Source organism: Clostridioides sp. ZZV14-6387 (assembly GCF_020657835.1).
GTDB classification, from domain to species: Bacteria; Bacillota; Clostridia; order Peptostreptococcales; family Peptostreptococcaceae; genus Clostridioides; species Clostridioides difficile_A.
In genome coordinates this window covers 1-16,987 of record NZ_JAGWCW010000006.1, presented here as the reverse complement: position 1 = coordinate 16,987, position 16,987 = coordinate 1, and the positions used below count along the sequence as shown (strand labels likewise).

Sequence of the window (16,987 nt, the reverse complement as noted above, 5' to 3'; positions counted from 1 at the left end):
ATGAGAGGATAATTTTATGAAAATACTATATACTGAAAACTTATCAAAACATTATGGAACAGGAGAGAGCTTAGTAAGAGCTTTAGATAATGTCAACTTAGAAATAAATGAAGGTGAATTTGTTGCAATAATAGGAAAATCAGGTTCTGGAAAAAGCACTCTTTTACATATGATTGGAGGTCTTGATATACCTACATCTGGGAATGTATATATAGATAATAAAAACATATTTACATTAAAAGAAGAAGAACTTGCTGTATTCAGAAGAAGAAAAATAGGATTTATATTTCAAAGTTATAACTTGATACCATCTCTTAATGTGTGGGAAAATGTAGTGTTACCAATTGGTCTAGATAGTAGAGAAGTAGATGAACAATTTATAAAAGAGCTTTTAAAATCATTGGGACTTGAAAATAAACACGATGTTTTGCCAAATACATTATCAGGTGGTCAACAACAAAGGGTGGCAATAGCAAGGGCATTAGCTACAAGACCAGCTATAATACTTGCAGATGAACCAACTGGAAACCTAGATTCTAAAACATCTGATGAAGTTATGAGTATTCTAAAGTCTATGTCTAAGAAATACAGTCAAACTTTAGTTATGATAACTCATGATGATAGTATAGCTCAAATGGCTGATAGAGTTATATTTATAGAAGATGGTAGGGTATCAAAGGTTGGTGATAAAAATGATTAATACTACTAAAATAGCAAAAAGTAATCTAAAGCAAAATAAATCAAAAAGTATTCTAATAATAATTACTATAATACTTTCAACTTTAATGCTTTCATCTATTGGAATTTATATTGTTGATGCAGGAACCTATCAGAAAGAAAATACTATAAAGTATTCAGGTAATTATCAAGGTATATTAGCTAATGCGGATGAAAAACAAGCTAATATATTGAGTAATCATGCAGATGTAGAGTTAACTGGTAAAATGAATGGAGTAGGTTTTGAGAAGTTAGAAGATGATTCAAATATTTCTCTAGCATACATGAATGAAGATGCTTTAAAATTAAATAATTTTGAGTTTGTCAAAGGGAAGTTACCAACAAAAGAAAATGAAATTGTGTTAGATAGAGGAGCTTTAAAAGCACTTGGTTATAGTAACAAAAACTTAGGTGAAAAGATAAAAATATCTTATAATGATTATAAAAGCGATAAAAGAATTGAAAAAGAATTCATTATAACTGGAATTTTAAAAACTAGTGAAATATCTGAAGCAGGTAAATTTTATACAGCTATTATATCAGAAACATATATGAAAAATACTAGAGATATGTCACAAGAAGATTTTAATATATATGTGAAATTAAATGATAAAAGTAATTTATCGATAGAACAAGCAAAATCAAAATTAAATAAGGTTGCTAATGATATAGGACTGGATACTATTAATGTAGCTGTAAATGAAAATTATATAAATGCTTTAAAACCTGATATGGAAACAATTATGGGTGGAGTATTTGTAGGACTAGTAATTGTATTGTCTAGTATTTTAGTAATATACAATATATTCTACATTTCAATAGTTACGAAGGTTCAAGAATTTGGAAAGCTTAGAGCAATTGGTGCGACTAAAAAACAAGTAAAAAATATAGTGTTTAAGGAAGGTTTTATCTTAGCAGGGATAGCAATACCAATAGGAACAATCTTAGGATATGCACTTTCAAATATTATAATAAAATCAGTTATGGATATAGATGTAAAATCATCACAATTACCAGTTATATTATTGGTTATAATAATAAGCTTTATGTCTGTTGTGTTATCACTTTTAAAGCCAATGAAAGTAGCATCAAAAGTATCTATAGTTGATGCAGTAAGATATACTGGAAATAAAATAAGTAATAAAAATAAGAGAAAAGGTTATAAAAATATAAATTTAAAGAGATTATCACAAGCTAATTTAGAAAGAAACAAAAAACGTACTTACATGACACTGGTATCTCTTATATTGAGTGGAACCATATTTATAACAGTATCAACTGCCTTAGAAAGTTTTGATGCTGAAAAGATGGCAAGAGCAAATTTTCCTTATGATATAGAGGTTAGACTTGCTGGTTATGAAATGGATAGTGATAAAAATCCTAAAAATAATTTGAATATTTTGCAAATGAATAATCCTTTAAGTAAAGACTTTTTAAATCAAATAAAAGATATAGAGGGAATTAAAAAGATAGAGTCTGCAAGAAGTGTAAAGGTTGGAATGGATGATTATGATGTTGAATTTAAACATGACCTTTTACAGAGTGTAGATGAAAATGATGTCAAAGCATTAAATAATAATTTAGTAGATGGAAAAATAAATTTTGAAAGACTGCAAACAGGAGATGAAATAGTAATTACTCATGTTGATACAGCAAAAGAAATGGGAGTAAAGGCAGGAGATAAAATAAAATTAACTCTATATGATGGAGATAAAATAATAAAAAAAGAATTTAAAGTTCAAGCAATAGCTATGGGGTCTCCAAGCTTTGGCATTGGAAAAGATTTTATAGATAGAACTTTGAAACATGATTCAACAAGTAGTTTAGGAATATATACAGAAGAAGGAAAGTATCAAGAAATAAAAGATAGTATAAAGAAAATCGCTAAATCTAATGGTTTTTTAGAGACAGATTTTTTAGATAGTAGAGTAGAATCAAATAAGGCTGTTATTTCATTTATAAAGATAATGGGATACACTTTAACAGGTATAATAGGTGTGATTGGATTTATGAATCTTGTAAATACAATGATAACTAGTATAGTTACTAGAAAGAAAGAACTTGGTATGCTTCAAGCTATTGGTCTTACTAATAAACAATTAGTAAAAATGCTTAACTCAGAAGCTATATATTATACTTCTAGAATGATGATAGGAAGTATTTTATCTGGAGGAATATTAGGATACATTGCTGTTATATTTCTAAAAAAGACTGGATTATCTTATGCAACATATGCTTTACCAATAGTACCAATCCTATTGATGGCTGTATGTATTCTTATAGCTCAATTTATAACAACGTATTTAATAGGAAAAAGTTTCAATAAAGAATCACTTATTGATAGAGTAAGATATAGTGAATAAAATATGGACATTTAATGGGTAGTTTTTAAGTAATAAAAAGAAGAATATAAAAAGATTAAAATATATAGATACAGAGTAGATATTCTAAAATGATATTTGCTCTGTATTTTATTGTGCAATTATTTGTATGTCTAATAGAGTGAGATTGTTTATAGGGGAAATGTATTGGTACAATTTTAAAAAAACATAAAATTGTACCATATAAAATGAAAATTTTGTATAATAATCGTATAGAAAATAAAAAGGAGCTGAATATATATGAACAATAAAATTAATTATGCACCAGGACCAACAGAAACTAGAGAAAATGTAAGATTAGCAAGGGCAGAGAAGACAACAAACCCAGATATAGATGTTGATTTTGTTGAATTTTATAAAAAGACATGTGAAAAGTTTGGTAATATAGTTGGTACAAAAAATGATGTTTACATATTGAGTGGAGAAGGTATATTAGGGCTTGAAGCTGCCTGTGCATCACTTACAGAAAAGGGAGACAGAGTCCTTGTAATTGATAATGGGATATATGGAGAAGGTTTTAAAGATTTTGTAACAATGTATGGTGGAGAGTATGTGCTTTTTTCAAGTAAATATACTAAAAGTATAGATGTTGATGAATTAAAGGCATTTTTAGATAAAGATAGTAACTTTAAGTATGCAACAGTTGTACACTGTGATACTCCAACTGGTGTATTAAACGATGTAAGTAAAATATGTCCATTACTTAAGGCATATGGAATATTAACTGTAGTTGATTCTGTAGCAGGTATGGTTGGAGAGAGATTAAATGTAGATGAATCTAAAATAGACATAATATTAGGTGGTTCGCAAAAAGCTATCTCTGCACCAGCAGGTCTTACTATAGTTGGGATAAGTAAAGATGCAAAAAATTGTATAAAGAATAGAAAAACGAATATAACAGGTTTTTATTGCAATTTAAATATATGGGAAGGTTATTATGAAAAAAAATACTTTCCTTATACAATGCCAATAAGCGACATAATAGGTCTTGATAAAGCTCTTGATAATATATTAGAAGAGGGAATAGAAAAAGTATTAGATAGACATGAAAAAATAGCTTATAGTGTCAGAAAATCTATTGAGGAATATGGTCTAGAATTATTTTTAGAAGAAGGGTATTCTAATACAGTCACAGCTATAAAAATTCCTGAAAGTATAGGAGCTTTAAAACTTACCAAATACATGCTTAAAAATTATAATACACTTGTTGCAACATCATTAAATCAATACATGGACACTATTTTAAGAATAGGTCATATGGGAGAAAATGCTAATCTAAACAAAATAGAACACATACTAAATATTTTGGATAAAAGTTTAAATACATTAGGATTTAAAGGAAATGGAAGTTTATTAGATTTATTTAATAAGTATTATTTTTAATAGTTAGACAAGGGGGATGAAGCATGGAAATTATAGCTAAACAAAAATTTACGACGAAAGACATGGTAGAAACTTCACTATTAATAGCTTTAGTGTTTATTGCAACCAAATTTATAAATATAAGATTGCCAATATCTATAAATGGTGGGCTTGTTCATTTAGGAACAGCAATGTTATTCATATCAGCGATAGTATTTGGAAGTAAGAAAGGTGGTTTATCAGGTGCTATTGGTATGTCACTTTTTGATTTAATATCTGGATGGACTCTATGGGCTCCATTTACTTTTATAGTTAGAGGTATCATGGGTTATTTACTTGGAAAAATTGTATGGGCAAATGGCAAGAATGGAAACAATTTTTTAATAAATGTAATAGGAATAGTTGTTTCATCAATTTGGATGTTGTTTGGATATTATGTAACAGAGGTTATACTTTATGGAAATTTTGTAGTACCTCTTACATCAATACCAGGTAATTTAATGCAAGTATTAATAGGTCTTATAATAGCACTTCCTATTTCTAAAATATTGAAAAAATGTATGAAATGATAATAAAGTAGACTAAAATTTTCTGATAGCATAAATTATATTGTATAATATTAAGGTGAAGTAAATAATAATAAAAATATTTTAGGATAGGGGTTAACTCAATATGTTATCAGTTACAAGATATTCAGTTAGAAGTGCTCGTTTAAAGCCATGGGTAAAGTTTATTTGGTATCTTAAGACAGATGAAAATATATTGTTAAACAATAAGTTATTACCCACAGATAGTATAGATATTATTCTTAATCTTTCTGATATTATAGAATATAAAATTGGAAACCAAAACTATACAACGAGTAATATACATTTTAATGGAATAAGAGACAAGTATGGATTTATCATTCAACGTGGAAATATACGTGTTATGGGAATTTCTTTTTATCCATTTGGTCTTTATCCATTTTTAAAGGTACCAATTTCAGAATTTAATGGTCAAATTGTAAATCTAGAACAAGTATCAGATATCTTTGCAAAAAAGTTGGAAGACTCTTTAAATAAAACATCATCAGTAGAAAAGTATGTTTTATATTTAGAAGAAGTGTTATTATCTATACTAGAAGAAGGTTTGATTGAAAATAAATCTGTAAAAATTTTGGATTCATTTATATATGACAATAGGTATAGTAATATAAAATCTTTTTGTGATGATATGAATATAAATATTAAAACTTTGGAAAGAATCTGCTTAAAATATACAGGATATACACCTAAAATTTTAAAGAGAATATGTAGATTTAAAATGGCAAGTAATCAGCTTATTCGTACCTATAAAAATAATGAACTTTTTGATTTTATTTATGAAAATGAGTACTATGACCAGGCACACTTTATAAAAGAATTTAAAGAATTTTCAGGGACATCACCAATTAAATTTATTAGTGAGAATAAGACTATTAAAGAAAATATAAGGTATAGTTACTTGTAATTACACTGTCGATTTTTTACAATACCTCTAATTTAGTTTTTGATATGATATAAGAAAAATAAATTGGAGGTTTTGTATATGAAAATTATTACAGAGATAGTGGAGTTTAGTGTGGAAGAAAACTTGTCAAAAGGGGAGTTTATAGAGATTGTAAATGATTTAGAAATGAAATTTCATTCTATACAACCTGGTTTTATTGATACTGAGCTTTTACATGATGAAAAAAGCCAAAAATGGATTATGATACAACATTGGGATTCTATGGAAGAACTTAAGAATTCTTCTAGCAAGATGTTTAAGGAGTCTTCAACTGAGAAATTTAGAAAAGCTTTAAAAAGTCAAACTGTTAAAATGAACATAATACCACAAATTAAAAGCTGGAAATTATAGTTTTAAATCTAAAAAGTAATTAAACCACAAAAAAATAAATTAGCCAAATAACATTTTGTATTAAAATTGTTATTTGGCTTTTAGTATCTATTTTAATATTTAAATATTGTTATCTAAAAGAACTATTGCTGTACGAGAGGCAATAGGTAGTTTTGAAGATGGTGGGGCTGAGCTAAAATAGACATTATAGTCTAGTAAGTTTTCTTTTTTTGTGTTTCCTCCAAATTCTATCATATCAGTACTTAGTACTGTCTTGTAGTTTGTATTTTGAAATTTTGAAATATCAACTGACTGTATTAGATTAGGGTGGAAATTAAATATAAATAAATATTTGCCTTTACTGTATACTAAAAGTTTTTTATCATTATCCATATGTATAAGTTCGTAGCCATTTTGGATAAAAACATCACTGTATTTTGTAAGTTCAAGCATAGCTTTATCAAAGTTTAATAATTGTTTATATTTTAAAGTATCATTTTCTGAAAGGCTCCATTGCCTTCTAGCATACTTATAACTCCAATTGTTTCCTTCTCGTGGAAAATCAATCCATTCAGGATGTCCAAATTCATTTCCCATAAAATTTAGATATCCTTCACCAGCTAGAGAAAAAGTTATTAATTTGATTAGCTTAATTAGAGAGATAGCTCTATTTATAATATGATTATTTGAGTTTATTTCCATGTTCCAGTACATTTCCCTATCAGCTAGCCAAAAAATAATTGTTTTGTCACCAACTAATGCTTGGTCATGAGATTCACAATAACCTATATTTTTTTCACCAGGGCGTCTAGTTGTAAGTTCATACCACATTTTACCCAAATCCCAATTTTCATCAGATAAGTTAGAAATAGTTTTTATCCAAAAATCTGGGACACCCATTGCAAGCCTATAGTCAAATCCAATTCCACCATCTTTTATAGGTATACACATACCAGGCATTCCACTCATATCTTCTGCAATACTTATTGAGCTAGGTTTAATCTCTTTTATCAATTCATTTGCAAATTGGAGATATGTTATAGCCTCAATATCTGTATTCATACTAAAATATTTTTTATAACTATCAAATGAAACTCCAAGACCATGGTTATGATATAACATTGAGGTTACACCATCAAATCTAAAACCATCAAAATGATACTCATCTAACCAAAATTTTATATTTGAAAGTAAGAAATGGATTACTTCAGGTTTACCATAGTTAAAGAGTTTTGTACCCCAAGCAGGATGATTTCCTTTTGGACCTGAGTGGAAGAATTGATGTTCACTTCCATCAAACTCATTTATTCCCTCTAGAGTATTTTTTACAGCATGAGAATGAACTAAATCTAATAAAACAGCAATTCCCATGGAATGAGCAGTATTTATAAGATTTTTTAAGTCTTCAGGAGTACCAAACCTAGAAGAGATTGCATAAAAATTTGAAACTTGATACCCAAAAGATGCGTAATATGGGTGTTCCATAATAGCCATAAGCTGAATAGTGTTATATCCAGATTTTTTTATTTTAGGAAGTATATTTTCAGTAAACTCACTATAAGTCCCAATAGATTCATTTTCAGTAGCCATACCTATATGACATTCATAGATTAGTGGAGAAGTTATGCTTTTTAAGTCAAACTCATTGTCAGTCCAAATAAATGGAGTCTCTGGCTGCCATACTTGTCCATTAAATCCACCAAAATCTTTTTGAATTACTCTTTTTATATATAGTGGTATACGGTCAAATGTTTTTCCATTTGCAATGACTTGTACTTTTACCTCTGACTTATGAGGTAAACTATCTTTGTTGGGAATAAATATTTCCCAATTACCAGAACCAATTTTTTTTAGAGGATGAGATTTTCTATTCCAATTATTAAAGTCACCAATTAATGATAAACTGTCTGCATTTGGAGCCCATTCCCTGTAAAACCATCCATCATTTGTCTGATGAAAGCCATAGTAAAGATGAGCATTTGCAAAAGAACTAAAATCTTTATAATTGGTTAATAATTTTGCTTTAACATCTTCATAATGTTTCATTCGCTTTTTTATATCAGATTCAAATGGCTGTAGGTATACATCAATATCTAAAATTTTAAATCTTTTTTGACTTTTCATTTTGTTTCTCCTCCATAATAAATATTACATCTAAAAAATAATATTTATCTCATACTATCTTCTCTATATAATTGATATATATTATATAATCCTAATAAAAAGCTTAAGCCACCAATGATTAATTTCATAATTTACCTCCTTAGTATTTACACTTATATATCATATTCATCAAAATTTAAAAGTTTGTTTAAAACTCTTTTAATAATATCATAATCAAAGCCTTTATAGGAAAGATGTTGAGAAATTTTTTGATATATTTTCTTTTTATCTTCCTTCTTTACCCTTTCAAACCTTTTCTTTGCTAGATACATAGCATTTTCAAATTCAGTATCCTTATCCAATTCAGACACAGCTTCATCAATTGTACTTCTATTGATACCTTTATTGTATAGATTTTGCTTAATTCTGTTTTTGCCACATCTATTTAAATTAACATTTGTATTAACTATTTTTTGAGCCAATACACTATCATTTACGAGATTATAATTTTTAAGAAAATCTATAACTCTATCAATTATGTTTTCATCAAATTCTGCTGATAACTTTTCTTTTATTTTTTTTTCGGACTGGTCAGCATGAGATAAAATATTTAGTGCTTTATTTTTAGCTTTTATATACATTTCATCGTCCAAAATAGGTTTTAATTCGTCTTCATTTATTTCATTCCCTTTTTTTAAGTTGAATGTATAAACAAGTTCTTTAAATATAGCAATAAAAAATTTATCATCTACATAAATATTAACTCTATCATCATTTCTTTTTTGTTGTTCTATCTTAGTAATTATACCCATAAATCCTCCCTTTTTGTATGTAATTATATTAACAAAAGCAACTAATAAAATTTAATAAAAAACTTACATTTATATGTTATATTTTATCAAAATTAAGACAAAATAGTAAAAAGTTATTTTTATTAAAAAGTAAAGTAAAAACATGTTAAATAATTATTTTTTAAAGCATTTTTTATCATATAAATATAATTATATACCAAAAAAAATAAATTATAAGCTTTAAGAAATAAAAAATAATGGTACAATAGTATTATAACATTAAAAGGAGACAAAATATGAAAAGCGAAAATCTAGTTAAGAAGGCGGAGTTGAAAAATACTGAAAAACTAGAGAAATTTAATCGCCATAAAGGCAAAATCAAAATAGGTATATTGGGAGGTACTTTTGACCCTATACATTATGCTCATTTAGCAACAGCAGAGTTTATTAGAGACAAGTATGACATTGACAAAATTATCTTTATACCATCAGGAAATCCACCACATAAGTTATGTATCACTACAGACAAGTATGATAGATATAATATGACACTTCTAGCAACTGAAAGCAATGAAGATTTTTTAGTTTCAAAAGTAGAAATCGAAAGAAAAAAAAGGACTTATACAATAGATACATTAAAATACTTGAAGAAAAAATACAAAAATGCAGATATTTATTTTATAACAGGGGCAGATGCTATTTGTAGTGTTGAAGAGTGGAAAGATGTAAAGAAAAACTTTGAGTTAGCTACCTTTATAGCTGCAACTAGACCAGGAATTAGTTTGTTAAGGTCACAAGAGACTATAGAAAAACTAACTAAAAAGTACGATGCTGACATTATAACAGTTTATGTTCCATCACTGGATATATCATCCACATATATAAGGGAACAGCTAAATGAAGGCAAGTCAATACGTTACTTAGTACCCGAAAATGTAGAAAATTATTTATATGAAAATAAACTATATCAATATGGAGATGATTAAATGAACTTAGAGAATATTAACCAGAGACTAAATCAAATGTTACCAGTGGGGAGGCTTAGCCACTCAAAAAATGTTGCAAAATGTGCTGAAAAATTATGTGAGATTTATGAGTGTGACAAAGAAAAAGCTTGTTTAGCAGGAATGATTCATGATTGTGCAAAGTATTTAAGTGATAAAGAAATAGAAGATTATGTAAATAAGTATGAAATATACTTAGACCCAATAGAGGATGGAAATCGCTCTCTATCTCATAGTGTAATTGGGTCATACATATGTCAGTATGAGTTTGGAATAGAAGATGAAGATATTATAAATGCAATCAAATATCATACAACAGGAAGAGAAGATATGTCTCTTTTAGAAAAAATAATTTACATAGCTGATTTAATTGAAGAAGGTAGAAAATTCCCAGTTGTAGATACATTAAGAGAGTTGGCATATGGAGGAAAGCTTGATGAAGCACTTTTAACTTCTTTTAACAATACTTTAATGTTTGTTATTAATAAAAAAGAAGAGATACATCCAAGAACAGTTATGGCAAGAAACTATCTAATTAAACGAAAGTTATTATAAAAAACATACATAAAGGCAAATATATTAATAAATTTAAAATTGACTATGTTACAAAGTCGTATTAATATGTTACAATAACTAAGTGTATTTTAATTAGGAAAGTGAGGAATTTTATATGACAGTGGAACAAATGACAAAAATAGCATATGATGCCATAGAAGATAAACTGGGTCAAGATACAGTTATAATAAATATAGGAAAAGTTTCTAGTTTGTGTGATTACTTTATTATCACTACAGCATCTTCTCAGAGACAGGTAAAAGCTATTGCTGATAATGTAGAAGATGAATTAGCAAAACTAGGACTAGAGCCAAGAGGAAAAGAAGGACAAAGCACTCAAACTTGGGTACTTCTTGATTATGGAGATGTAATGGTTCATGTATTTAATGAGGAAAACAGAGGATTTTATAATTTAGAAAAATTATGGAAAGATGCGCCTTATATAGATATTGACACATTAGCATAAACATGATAATATATGTTATTATAGTTAGAAAATTTCAAAAATTATATTAAATTGAATAGACTAGAGCAGTAAAAGATTATATTTTTTCAGAGAGTTAGTGGAAGGTGAGAACTAATATTATATAACTTTGAACTTACTAGATTGAAATCTATTCTCCATAGCTGGATTAAAAGCTATCTAAGAGAGTCTATATAATGTAGACTAATTAGGGTGGTACCGCGAAGATTTATCCTCGTCCCTAAACGTAAGTTTAGTGATGGGGATTTTTTATTTTCAAGGCATTATTTGGAAATTATAAGTAAATAATATTAAATAAGGTAGTTGAACACAACTAAAATAGGAGGCAAAATATGAGCGTATATAATTTTAAAGAAGTAGAATCGAAATGGCAAAAAATCTGGAAAGACAATAAGCAGTATAAAATGGATACAGCACAAACTGAAAAACCTAATTATTACACATTAGAAATGTTCCCTTATCCATCTGGAAAGATACACATGGGTCATGTTAGAAACTATTCTATAGGTGATGTTGTCGCAAGATTCAAAAAAATGGAAGGGTATAATGTACTTCATCCAATGGGATGGGATTCTTTTGGTTTGCCAGCTGAAAATGCTGCTATAAAACATGGTATACATCCACACAAATGGACAATGGAAAATATAGAAGAAATGAAAGAACAATTAAATTTATTAGGTCTTAGCTATGATTGGGATAAGGAAGTAGCAACTTCAACTCCAGAATACTATAGATTTACTCAAGAGATATTTTTGAAGTTTTTAGAACATGGGCTTGCATATAAGAAAAAATCTTATGTTAACTGGTGTCCTTCTTGTGAGACTGTTCTTGCAAATGAGCAAGTTGTTCAAGGAGCATGTGAGAGATGTAAAGCAACAGTATTAAAGAAAGATTTGGAGCAATGGTATTTTAAGACTACTGAATTTGCAGAAGAATTACTTAATGATTTAGATACATTAGATGGATGGCCAGAAAAGGTTAAAATAATGCAAAAAAACTGGATAGGTAAGAGTACAGGAGCAGACTTAGTTTTTGATATAGATGGAACTGATAAGTCTATGACAGTGTTTACAACTAGACCAGATACAACTTATGGAGTTACTTATATGGTACTTGCTCCAGAACATGAGTTAGTTAAAGAATTGGTTGCTGGTACTGAATATGAAGCAGAAGTTGAAGCTTTCGTTCAAAAAATGCATACAATGACAGAAATAGAAAGAACAGCTGCTGATGTAGAAAAAGAAGGAATGTTTATAGGTAGATATGTTATAAACCCTTTAAATGGTAAGAAGGTTCCTTTATGGATAGCTAATTATGTATTAGTTGAATATGGAACTGGAGCTATAATGGCAGTTCCTGCACATGATGAAAGAGATAGAGATTTTGCTGAGAAATATAATTTAGATATAATAGATGTAATAACAGAAGATAACAAAATAATAAATTCAGAAGAGTTTAATGGATTAGATGCTTCAGAAGGATTTGAAGGAATAATAGATAAATTAGAAAAAGAAGGTAGAGGAAAGAGAACTATTAACTATAGATTAAGAGACTGGTTAGTTTCAAGACAAAGATACTGGGGTTGTCCTATACCTGTAGTTTATTGTGATGAGTGTGGAATAGTTCCAGTTAAAAAAGAAGATTTACCAGTTCTTTTACCAACAGATGTTGAGTTTACTGGAAAAGGTGAATCTCCACTTACTACTTCAAAGCAATTTATGTCAACAACTTGTCCTCACTGTGGAAAACCAGCTAGAAGAGAAGTTGATACTATGGATACATTTGTAGATTCTTCTTGGTATTTCTTAAGATATGTGGATAGTAATAATGAAAATGAGCCATTTAGTAAAGAGTTAGTTAATAGATGGCATCCAGTAGACCAATATATAGGTGGAGTGGAACATGCTATAATGCACTTATTATATGCAAGATGGTTTGTAAAAGCATTTAAGAGCATGGGTATGGTAGATTTCGATGAGCCATTTAAAAACTTACTTACTCAAGGAATGGTTCTTATGGATGGTTCTAAAATGAGCAAATCTAAAGGCAATACAGTATCACCTATGGATATAATTGATGAGTATGGAGCAGATACTGCAAGACTTTTCGTATTATTTGCAGCACCACCAGAAAGAGATTTAGACTGGTCAGAGCAAGGTGTTGATGGATGTTTTAGATTCTTAAATAGAGTTTATAGATTGGTTGATGAGTTAGCAGATGTAGTTAAAAAGGATGTAGAGTTTGGAGAATTAAATTCTCAAGATAAAGATATGAGATATACTATACATTCTACACTTAAAAAAGTTACTGCTGATTTAAGTGAAAAATTTGGATTTAATACTGCTATATCAGCTCTTATGGAATTAATAAATGATATGTATAAATATAAAGAATTAGATAATATAAATGAAGCAGTTATAAAAGAAGGTGTACAAACTATAGTAACTATAATAGCACCATTTGCACCTCATTTAGGTGAAGAATTATGGACTATGATAGGTAAAGATGGAAGTGTATTTGATATAGACTGGCCTAAGTATGATGAAAAAGCTTTGGTAAAAGATGAAATAGAAGTTGTTGTACAAGTTAATGGAAAAGTTAGAGGAAAATTAACTGTTAACTCAAATATATCTAAAGAAGAAATGGAAAAAGTAGCTTTAGAAGATGAAAAAATAAAAGGATTAGTTGAAGGTAAAACTATAGTTAAAGTTGTTGCTGTACCTAAGAAGTTAGTCAATGTAGTTGTGAAATAAATTAAAACTATAAGATAAAATAAGACCCCTATTACAAATTAATTAAAAATTGTAATAGGGGTTTATTATTTTAAGATTTATTATAATTAACAGTAGATTCCTTTTTCAAAGAAGTCTTTGATTTCATCAAGATTATCAGTTTTCCCAAGTGCTAAGATAAGTTTTATTCTAGCTTTTTGACCTGGAAGGTCTCCACCAAATATACATCCAAGATTTTTTAAATCTCTACCAGAACCATAATAACCATAGCTATCAAACACTCTACCTGAGTGGCATCTAGAAACTATAACAACAGGAAGTCCTTTTTCTCTAGCATATTCAACTCCAGAAAGCATATGAGGAGGAATATTACCTCTACCCATTGCCTCAATAACTATACCTTTATATCCACTATCAACAGCAAATCTTATAAAATCTGCATTCTCTCCTACATATGCTTTAAATAAAGCAACTTTAGATTCTACCTTATCAGTATCTATAATTGTTCTATTTACAATATCTCTTGTAAGAACAAGTTCATTGCAGTCAATTATTCCTAATGGACCACTAGTTAAAGATTTAAATGTATTTAAAGAAAGAGTATTTGTCTTAGTAGCCTCAGAAGCTAATAATACTTCGTTATTTAGGACTACAAGAACACCTTTGCCCATAGCATCTTTAGATACAGCAGTACAAACTGAAGCAGATAAATTACTTGAACCATCATATCCAAGCTCAGAGCTACTTCTCATAGCACCTGTGACTATTACGGGTTTGATGTTATCAATTGTAAGGTCTAGAAAATAAGCTGTTTCTTCTAAACTATCTGTACCATGTGTTATTACAACTCCTGTAATATCTTTTCTTGCTAATAAATCATTTACATAATTTTTCAATTCCATCATTCTATAAGGCGTTATATGAGGTCCTGGAATTTCATCAAAGTTAAAGACCTCCACATCTGCGACTTTATCAATATTGGTAACCATTGATAATATTTGTTCCCCCGATAAAGTTGGTATAGCAGCTCCTACTTTATCATCCACTGTCATAGATATAGTTCCACCAGTAAAAACTATGGCAACTTTTTTCTTAATACTCATACTATTCTCTGCCTTTCATAAATAAAATTTATAATTCCGATAGGATTATATCAAAAAAAGTAGCTAAGGTCTACATAAATTCTTTTATTCATATAATTTAGATATTTCAGTGTAATATAACTATTTCTTAGTTTTTTGCCATTCAGTAATGTAACCATTTAGTATTTCTCTGATAGCTTTTCCTATCTTAGTGTAAGCCTCATCATATAAATTTGCTAGAGATATTCTGATTGACCATTCAGGACCATAAAATCCATTTCCACTAAGTAAGACTACAGAATAGTCATTAGCTAATTTATAAAGAACATCCACTGGAGCAGAAATTTTACTTATAAATTTAAATAAATCTTCTCCATAGTTTAATTTAGCCCATTCTTCAATATCAAATTGAGTATAATATGCAGCATTATTTTTACTTTCATTGATTGGAAGCTCTAAAGCTTCAAACAATAGTTTTTGACGTCTATGACAGATACTCATATTAAGTTTTTTGTAGGCATCAACTTTGTCAATTAAGGCAAATGCAGAGAAAAATGCCATTTGTACTTGCTGAGGAGTAGAAAGACCAGCAGTATGATTAAGAGCAACAAGTCTACTATCAGCAACAACTCTTTCCATAAATGAAAGACTAGAAGGATTAAGACTCATATCACTGTAACGCTTATCTACTGATTTTTTTAATTCTCCAGTTAAATCATTTATTTTCTTATCAAAAACATTCTTCTTATGAAGTGCAAATGTACCAAGTCTCCATCCTGTAACTCCAAAATATTTTGAATAAGAATAAACACCAACAGTGTTATAAGGAAGTTTTGACATCAATGATGAAAAGTCTTCTACAAAAGTTCCATACACATCATCTGATATTATCATTAAATCTTTATTATAATTCTCAATCACATCTATTAGGTTATTACAAGATGTGTCATCCATAGCTATAGATGCAGGATTATTAGGATTAACAACAAATAAAGCTTTAATAGACTTGTCACGAAGTTTTTCTAATTCTTTTTTAGTGTATTGCCATGTATGAGCACCTTTTTCATCAACTGCATTAGCATTTATATTTACAACTTTAAAATCATAACGAGGAAGATTAGGTATTTCAAGATAAGGTGTAAATATTGGAGTCATCAAAGCTATAGTATCACCTTTTTTTAGTAGTTCATTAGCCATTAATGAATCAAAAATATAACACATGGCAGCTGTAGCACCTTCAACAGCAAAAATCTCTACATCACCATATTTACCTGATATATCATATTTCATTTCTTGAACCAAGTAATCATGCACTATTTTTTCCATATGAGGTAACATTCTATCTGGAAGTGGATAGTTATCACCAATAATTCCATCAGCTAGTTCATGAACAAATTCATCTCCATCAAATCCAAGTTCATTTATACCAAAGTTTATAATATCTCTAGCTAAGTATGCTCCAGGCATATCTATATTTTCATTTATAAATTTAAAAAATCTTTCTTTTATACCTTTCTTTTGAGGCATTCCAGCCAAATGACCTAAATCCCAATTAGAACGAGTTTCAGTAATAGCAAAATGACCAAAAGTAAAAAAGGCTTCTCTAGCAGTTGAACAAGTCCAATTTGGATTACCACGACCTGCATCAAGTAACTCTCTGTTATTTTCTTTTGCAGTGTATTTTGCAATATCTATTAATTTGTCCTTAAATTCAAAAGGGCTTATTTTTCCATATATGTTTTTGATTTCTTTATAAGTATTATTTTTCATGTTAAATTCCTCCTTATGTAATAAGTTTCACATTTTTATAATAAAATAAACAAGTTAGCAAAATGATTATACTTTAATTATAATAGGTTTATAGAAAAAGTAAAGTATAAAATTAAAATGATTATTCTATTTAACCTTATTAAATA

14 protein-coding genes are annotated in these 16,987 nt (G+C 28.5%); 10 read left to right on the top strand and 4 right to left on the bottom strand.

From position 1 onward, the window contains the following. Positions 1–16 precede the first annotated feature (16 nt). The 6 genes from KGF38_RS05225 (at position 17) to KGF38_RS05200 (ending at position 6,341) form a co-directional block, all read left to right on the top strand. On the top strand, positions 17–700 hold the full coding sequence (locus KGF38_RS05225) for an ABC transporter ATP-binding protein (RefSeq protein WP_054271126.1): 684 nt from the start codon (positions 17–19) through the stop codon (positions 698–700). After that, positions 693–3,080 (top strand): ABC transporter permease, encoded by a 2,388-nt coding sequence (locus KGF38_RS05220; protein ID WP_074178464.1) that lies wholly within the window; start codon positions 693–695, stop codon positions 3,078–3,080. Before KGF38_RS05225 ends, KGF38_RS05220 begins: the two co-directional genes overlap by 8 nt. Positions 3,081–3,338: 258 nt before the next feature. Further along, on the top strand, positions 3,339–4,481 hold the full coding sequence (locus KGF38_RS05215; protein WP_074178463.1) for a pyridoxal-phosphate-dependent aminotransferase family protein: 1,143 nt from the start codon (positions 3,339–3,341) through the stop codon (positions 4,479–4,481). Between the two features lie 23 nt (positions 4,482–4,504). After that, positions 4,505–5,029 (top strand): ECF transporter S component, encoded by a 525-nt coding sequence (locus KGF38_RS05210; RefSeq protein ID WP_074178462.1) that lies wholly within the window; start codon positions 4,505–4,507, stop codon positions 5,027–5,029. Positions 5,030–5,132: 103 nt separating this feature from the next. Then, positions 5,133–5,951, top strand: coding sequence for a helix-turn-helix domain-containing protein (locus tag KGF38_RS05205; protein WP_054271122.1), 819 nt, complete (start codon positions 5,133–5,135; stop codon positions 5,949–5,951). A gap of 78 nt (positions 5,952–6,029) precedes the next feature. After that, positions 6,030–6,341, top strand: coding sequence for an antibiotic biosynthesis monooxygenase family protein (locus KGF38_RS05200; RefSeq protein ID WP_074178461.1), 312 nt, complete (start codon positions 6,030–6,032; stop codon positions 6,339–6,341). Between the two features lie 99 nt (positions 6,342–6,440). Here the strand turns inward: KGF38_RS05200 and KGF38_RS05195 are convergent, their stop codons facing one another. Together KGF38_RS05195 and recX are read right to left on the bottom strand one after the other, a co-directional pair. Further along, a complete protein-coding gene (locus KGF38_RS05195; protein WP_074178460.1) occupies positions 6,441–8,444 on the bottom strand; it encodes an alpha-amylase family glycosyl hydrolase in 2,004 nt (667 codons plus the stop codon). Positions 8,445–8,596: 152 nt separating this feature from the next. Beyond that, positions 8,597–9,235, bottom strand: a complete 639-nt coding sequence (recX, locus tag KGF38_RS05190; protein ID WP_054271119.1) for a recombination regulator RecX — start codon at positions 9,233–9,235, stop codon at positions 8,597–8,599. A gap of 275 nt (positions 9,236–9,510) precedes the next feature. On the opposite strand from recX, the gene nadD reads away from it, so the two are divergent. The 4 genes from nadD to leuS all read left to right on the top strand — a co-directional run bounded on the left by nadD (position 9,511) and on the right by leuS (position 14,010). After that, the gene (gene nadD / locus KGF38_RS05185) at positions 9,511–10,200 is read left to right on the top strand and encodes a nicotinate-nucleotide adenylyltransferase (RefSeq protein WP_054271118.1); all 690 of its coding nucleotides are present in this window, start codon (positions 9,511–9,513) and stop codon (positions 10,198–10,200) included. Continuing rightward, on the top strand, positions 10,201–10,773 hold the full coding sequence (gene yqeK, locus KGF38_RS05180; protein WP_054271117.1) for a bis(5'-nucleosyl)-tetraphosphatase (symmetrical) YqeK: 573 nt from the start codon (positions 10,201–10,203) through the stop codon (positions 10,771–10,773). Positions 10,774–10,888: 115 nt separating this feature from the next. After that, positions 10,889–11,239 carry a ribosome silencing factor gene (rsfS, locus tag KGF38_RS05175; RefSeq protein WP_054271116.1) on the top strand — a complete coding sequence of 117 codons (351 nt, stop codon included), beginning with the start codon at positions 10,889–10,891 and terminating at the stop codon, positions 11,237–11,239. Between the two features lie 350 nt (positions 11,240–11,589). Beyond that, complete coding sequence (leuS, locus tag KGF38_RS05170) at positions 11,590–14,010, top strand: leucine--tRNA ligase (RefSeq protein WP_074178459.1); 2,421 nt, start codon at positions 11,590–11,592, stop codon at positions 14,008–14,010. An 86-nt stretch (positions 14,011–14,096) separates the two neighbouring features. On the opposite strand, the gene KGF38_RS05165 is transcribed toward leuS, so the two are convergent. Together KGF38_RS05165 and aspD are read right to left on the bottom strand one after the other, a co-directional pair. Then, a complete protein-coding gene (locus tag KGF38_RS05165; protein ID WP_054271114.1) occupies positions 14,097–15,092 on the bottom strand; it encodes an asparaginase in 996 nt (331 codons plus the stop codon). 120 nt (positions 15,093–15,212) lie between these two features. Further along, complete coding sequence (gene aspD / locus KGF38_RS05160; RefSeq protein ID WP_054271113.1) at positions 15,213–16,841, bottom strand: aspartate 4-decarboxylase; 1,629 nt, start codon at positions 16,839–16,841, stop codon at positions 15,213–15,215. Between the last annotated feature and the right edge of the window lie 146 nt (positions 16,842–16,987).

Bases quoted from the DNA above. Each gene is read 5' to 3' on its own strand.
- KGF38_RS05165 (WP_054271114.1), bottom strand. From the start codon at position 15,092: ATGAGTATTAAGAAAAAAGTTGCCATAGTTTTTACTGGTGGAACTATA.
- recX (WP_054271119.1), bottom strand. From the start codon at position 9,235: ATGGGTATAATTACTAAGATAGAACAACAAAAAAGAAATGATGATAGA.
- yqeK (WP_054271117.1), top strand. From the start codon at position 10,201: ATGAACTTAGAGAATATTAACCAGAGACTAAATCAAATGTTACCAGTG.
- aspD (WP_054271113.1), bottom strand. From the start codon at position 16,841: ATGAAAAATAATACTTATAAAGAAATCAAAAACATATATGGAAAAATA.
- KGF38_RS05205 (WP_054271122.1), top strand. From the start codon at position 5,133: ATGTTATCAGTTACAAGATATTCAGTTAGAAGTGCTCGTTTAAAGCCA.
- leuS (WP_074178459.1), top strand. From the start codon at position 11,590: ATGAGCGTATATAATTTTAAAGAAGTAGAATCGAAATGGCAAAAAATC.
- KGF38_RS05200 (WP_074178461.1), top strand. From the start codon at position 6,030: ATGAAAATTATTACAGAGATAGTGGAGTTTAGTGTGGAAGAAAACTTG.
- KGF38_RS05220 (WP_074178464.1), top strand. From the start codon at position 693: ATGATTAATACTACTAAAATAGCAAAAAGTAATCTAAAGCAAAATAAA.
- KGF38_RS05195 (WP_074178460.1), bottom strand. From the start codon at position 8,444: ATGAAAAGTCAAAAAAGATTTAAAATTTTAGATATTGATGTATACCTA.
- KGF38_RS05210 (WP_074178462.1), top strand. From the start codon at position 4,505: ATGGAAATTATAGCTAAACAAAAATTTACGACGAAAGACATGGTAGAA.
- rsfS (WP_054271116.1), top strand. From the start codon at position 10,889: ATGACAGTGGAACAAATGACAAAAATAGCATATGATGCCATAGAAGAT.
- KGF38_RS05215 (WP_074178463.1), top strand. From the start codon at position 3,339: ATGAACAATAAAATTAATTATGCACCAGGACCAACAGAAACTAGAGAA.
- KGF38_RS05225 (WP_054271126.1), top strand. From the start codon at position 17: ATGAAAATACTATATACTGAAAACTTATCAAAACATTATGGAACAGGA.
- nadD (WP_054271118.1), top strand. From the start codon at position 9,511: ATGAAAAGCGAAAATCTAGTTAAGAAGGCGGAGTTGAAAAATACTGAA.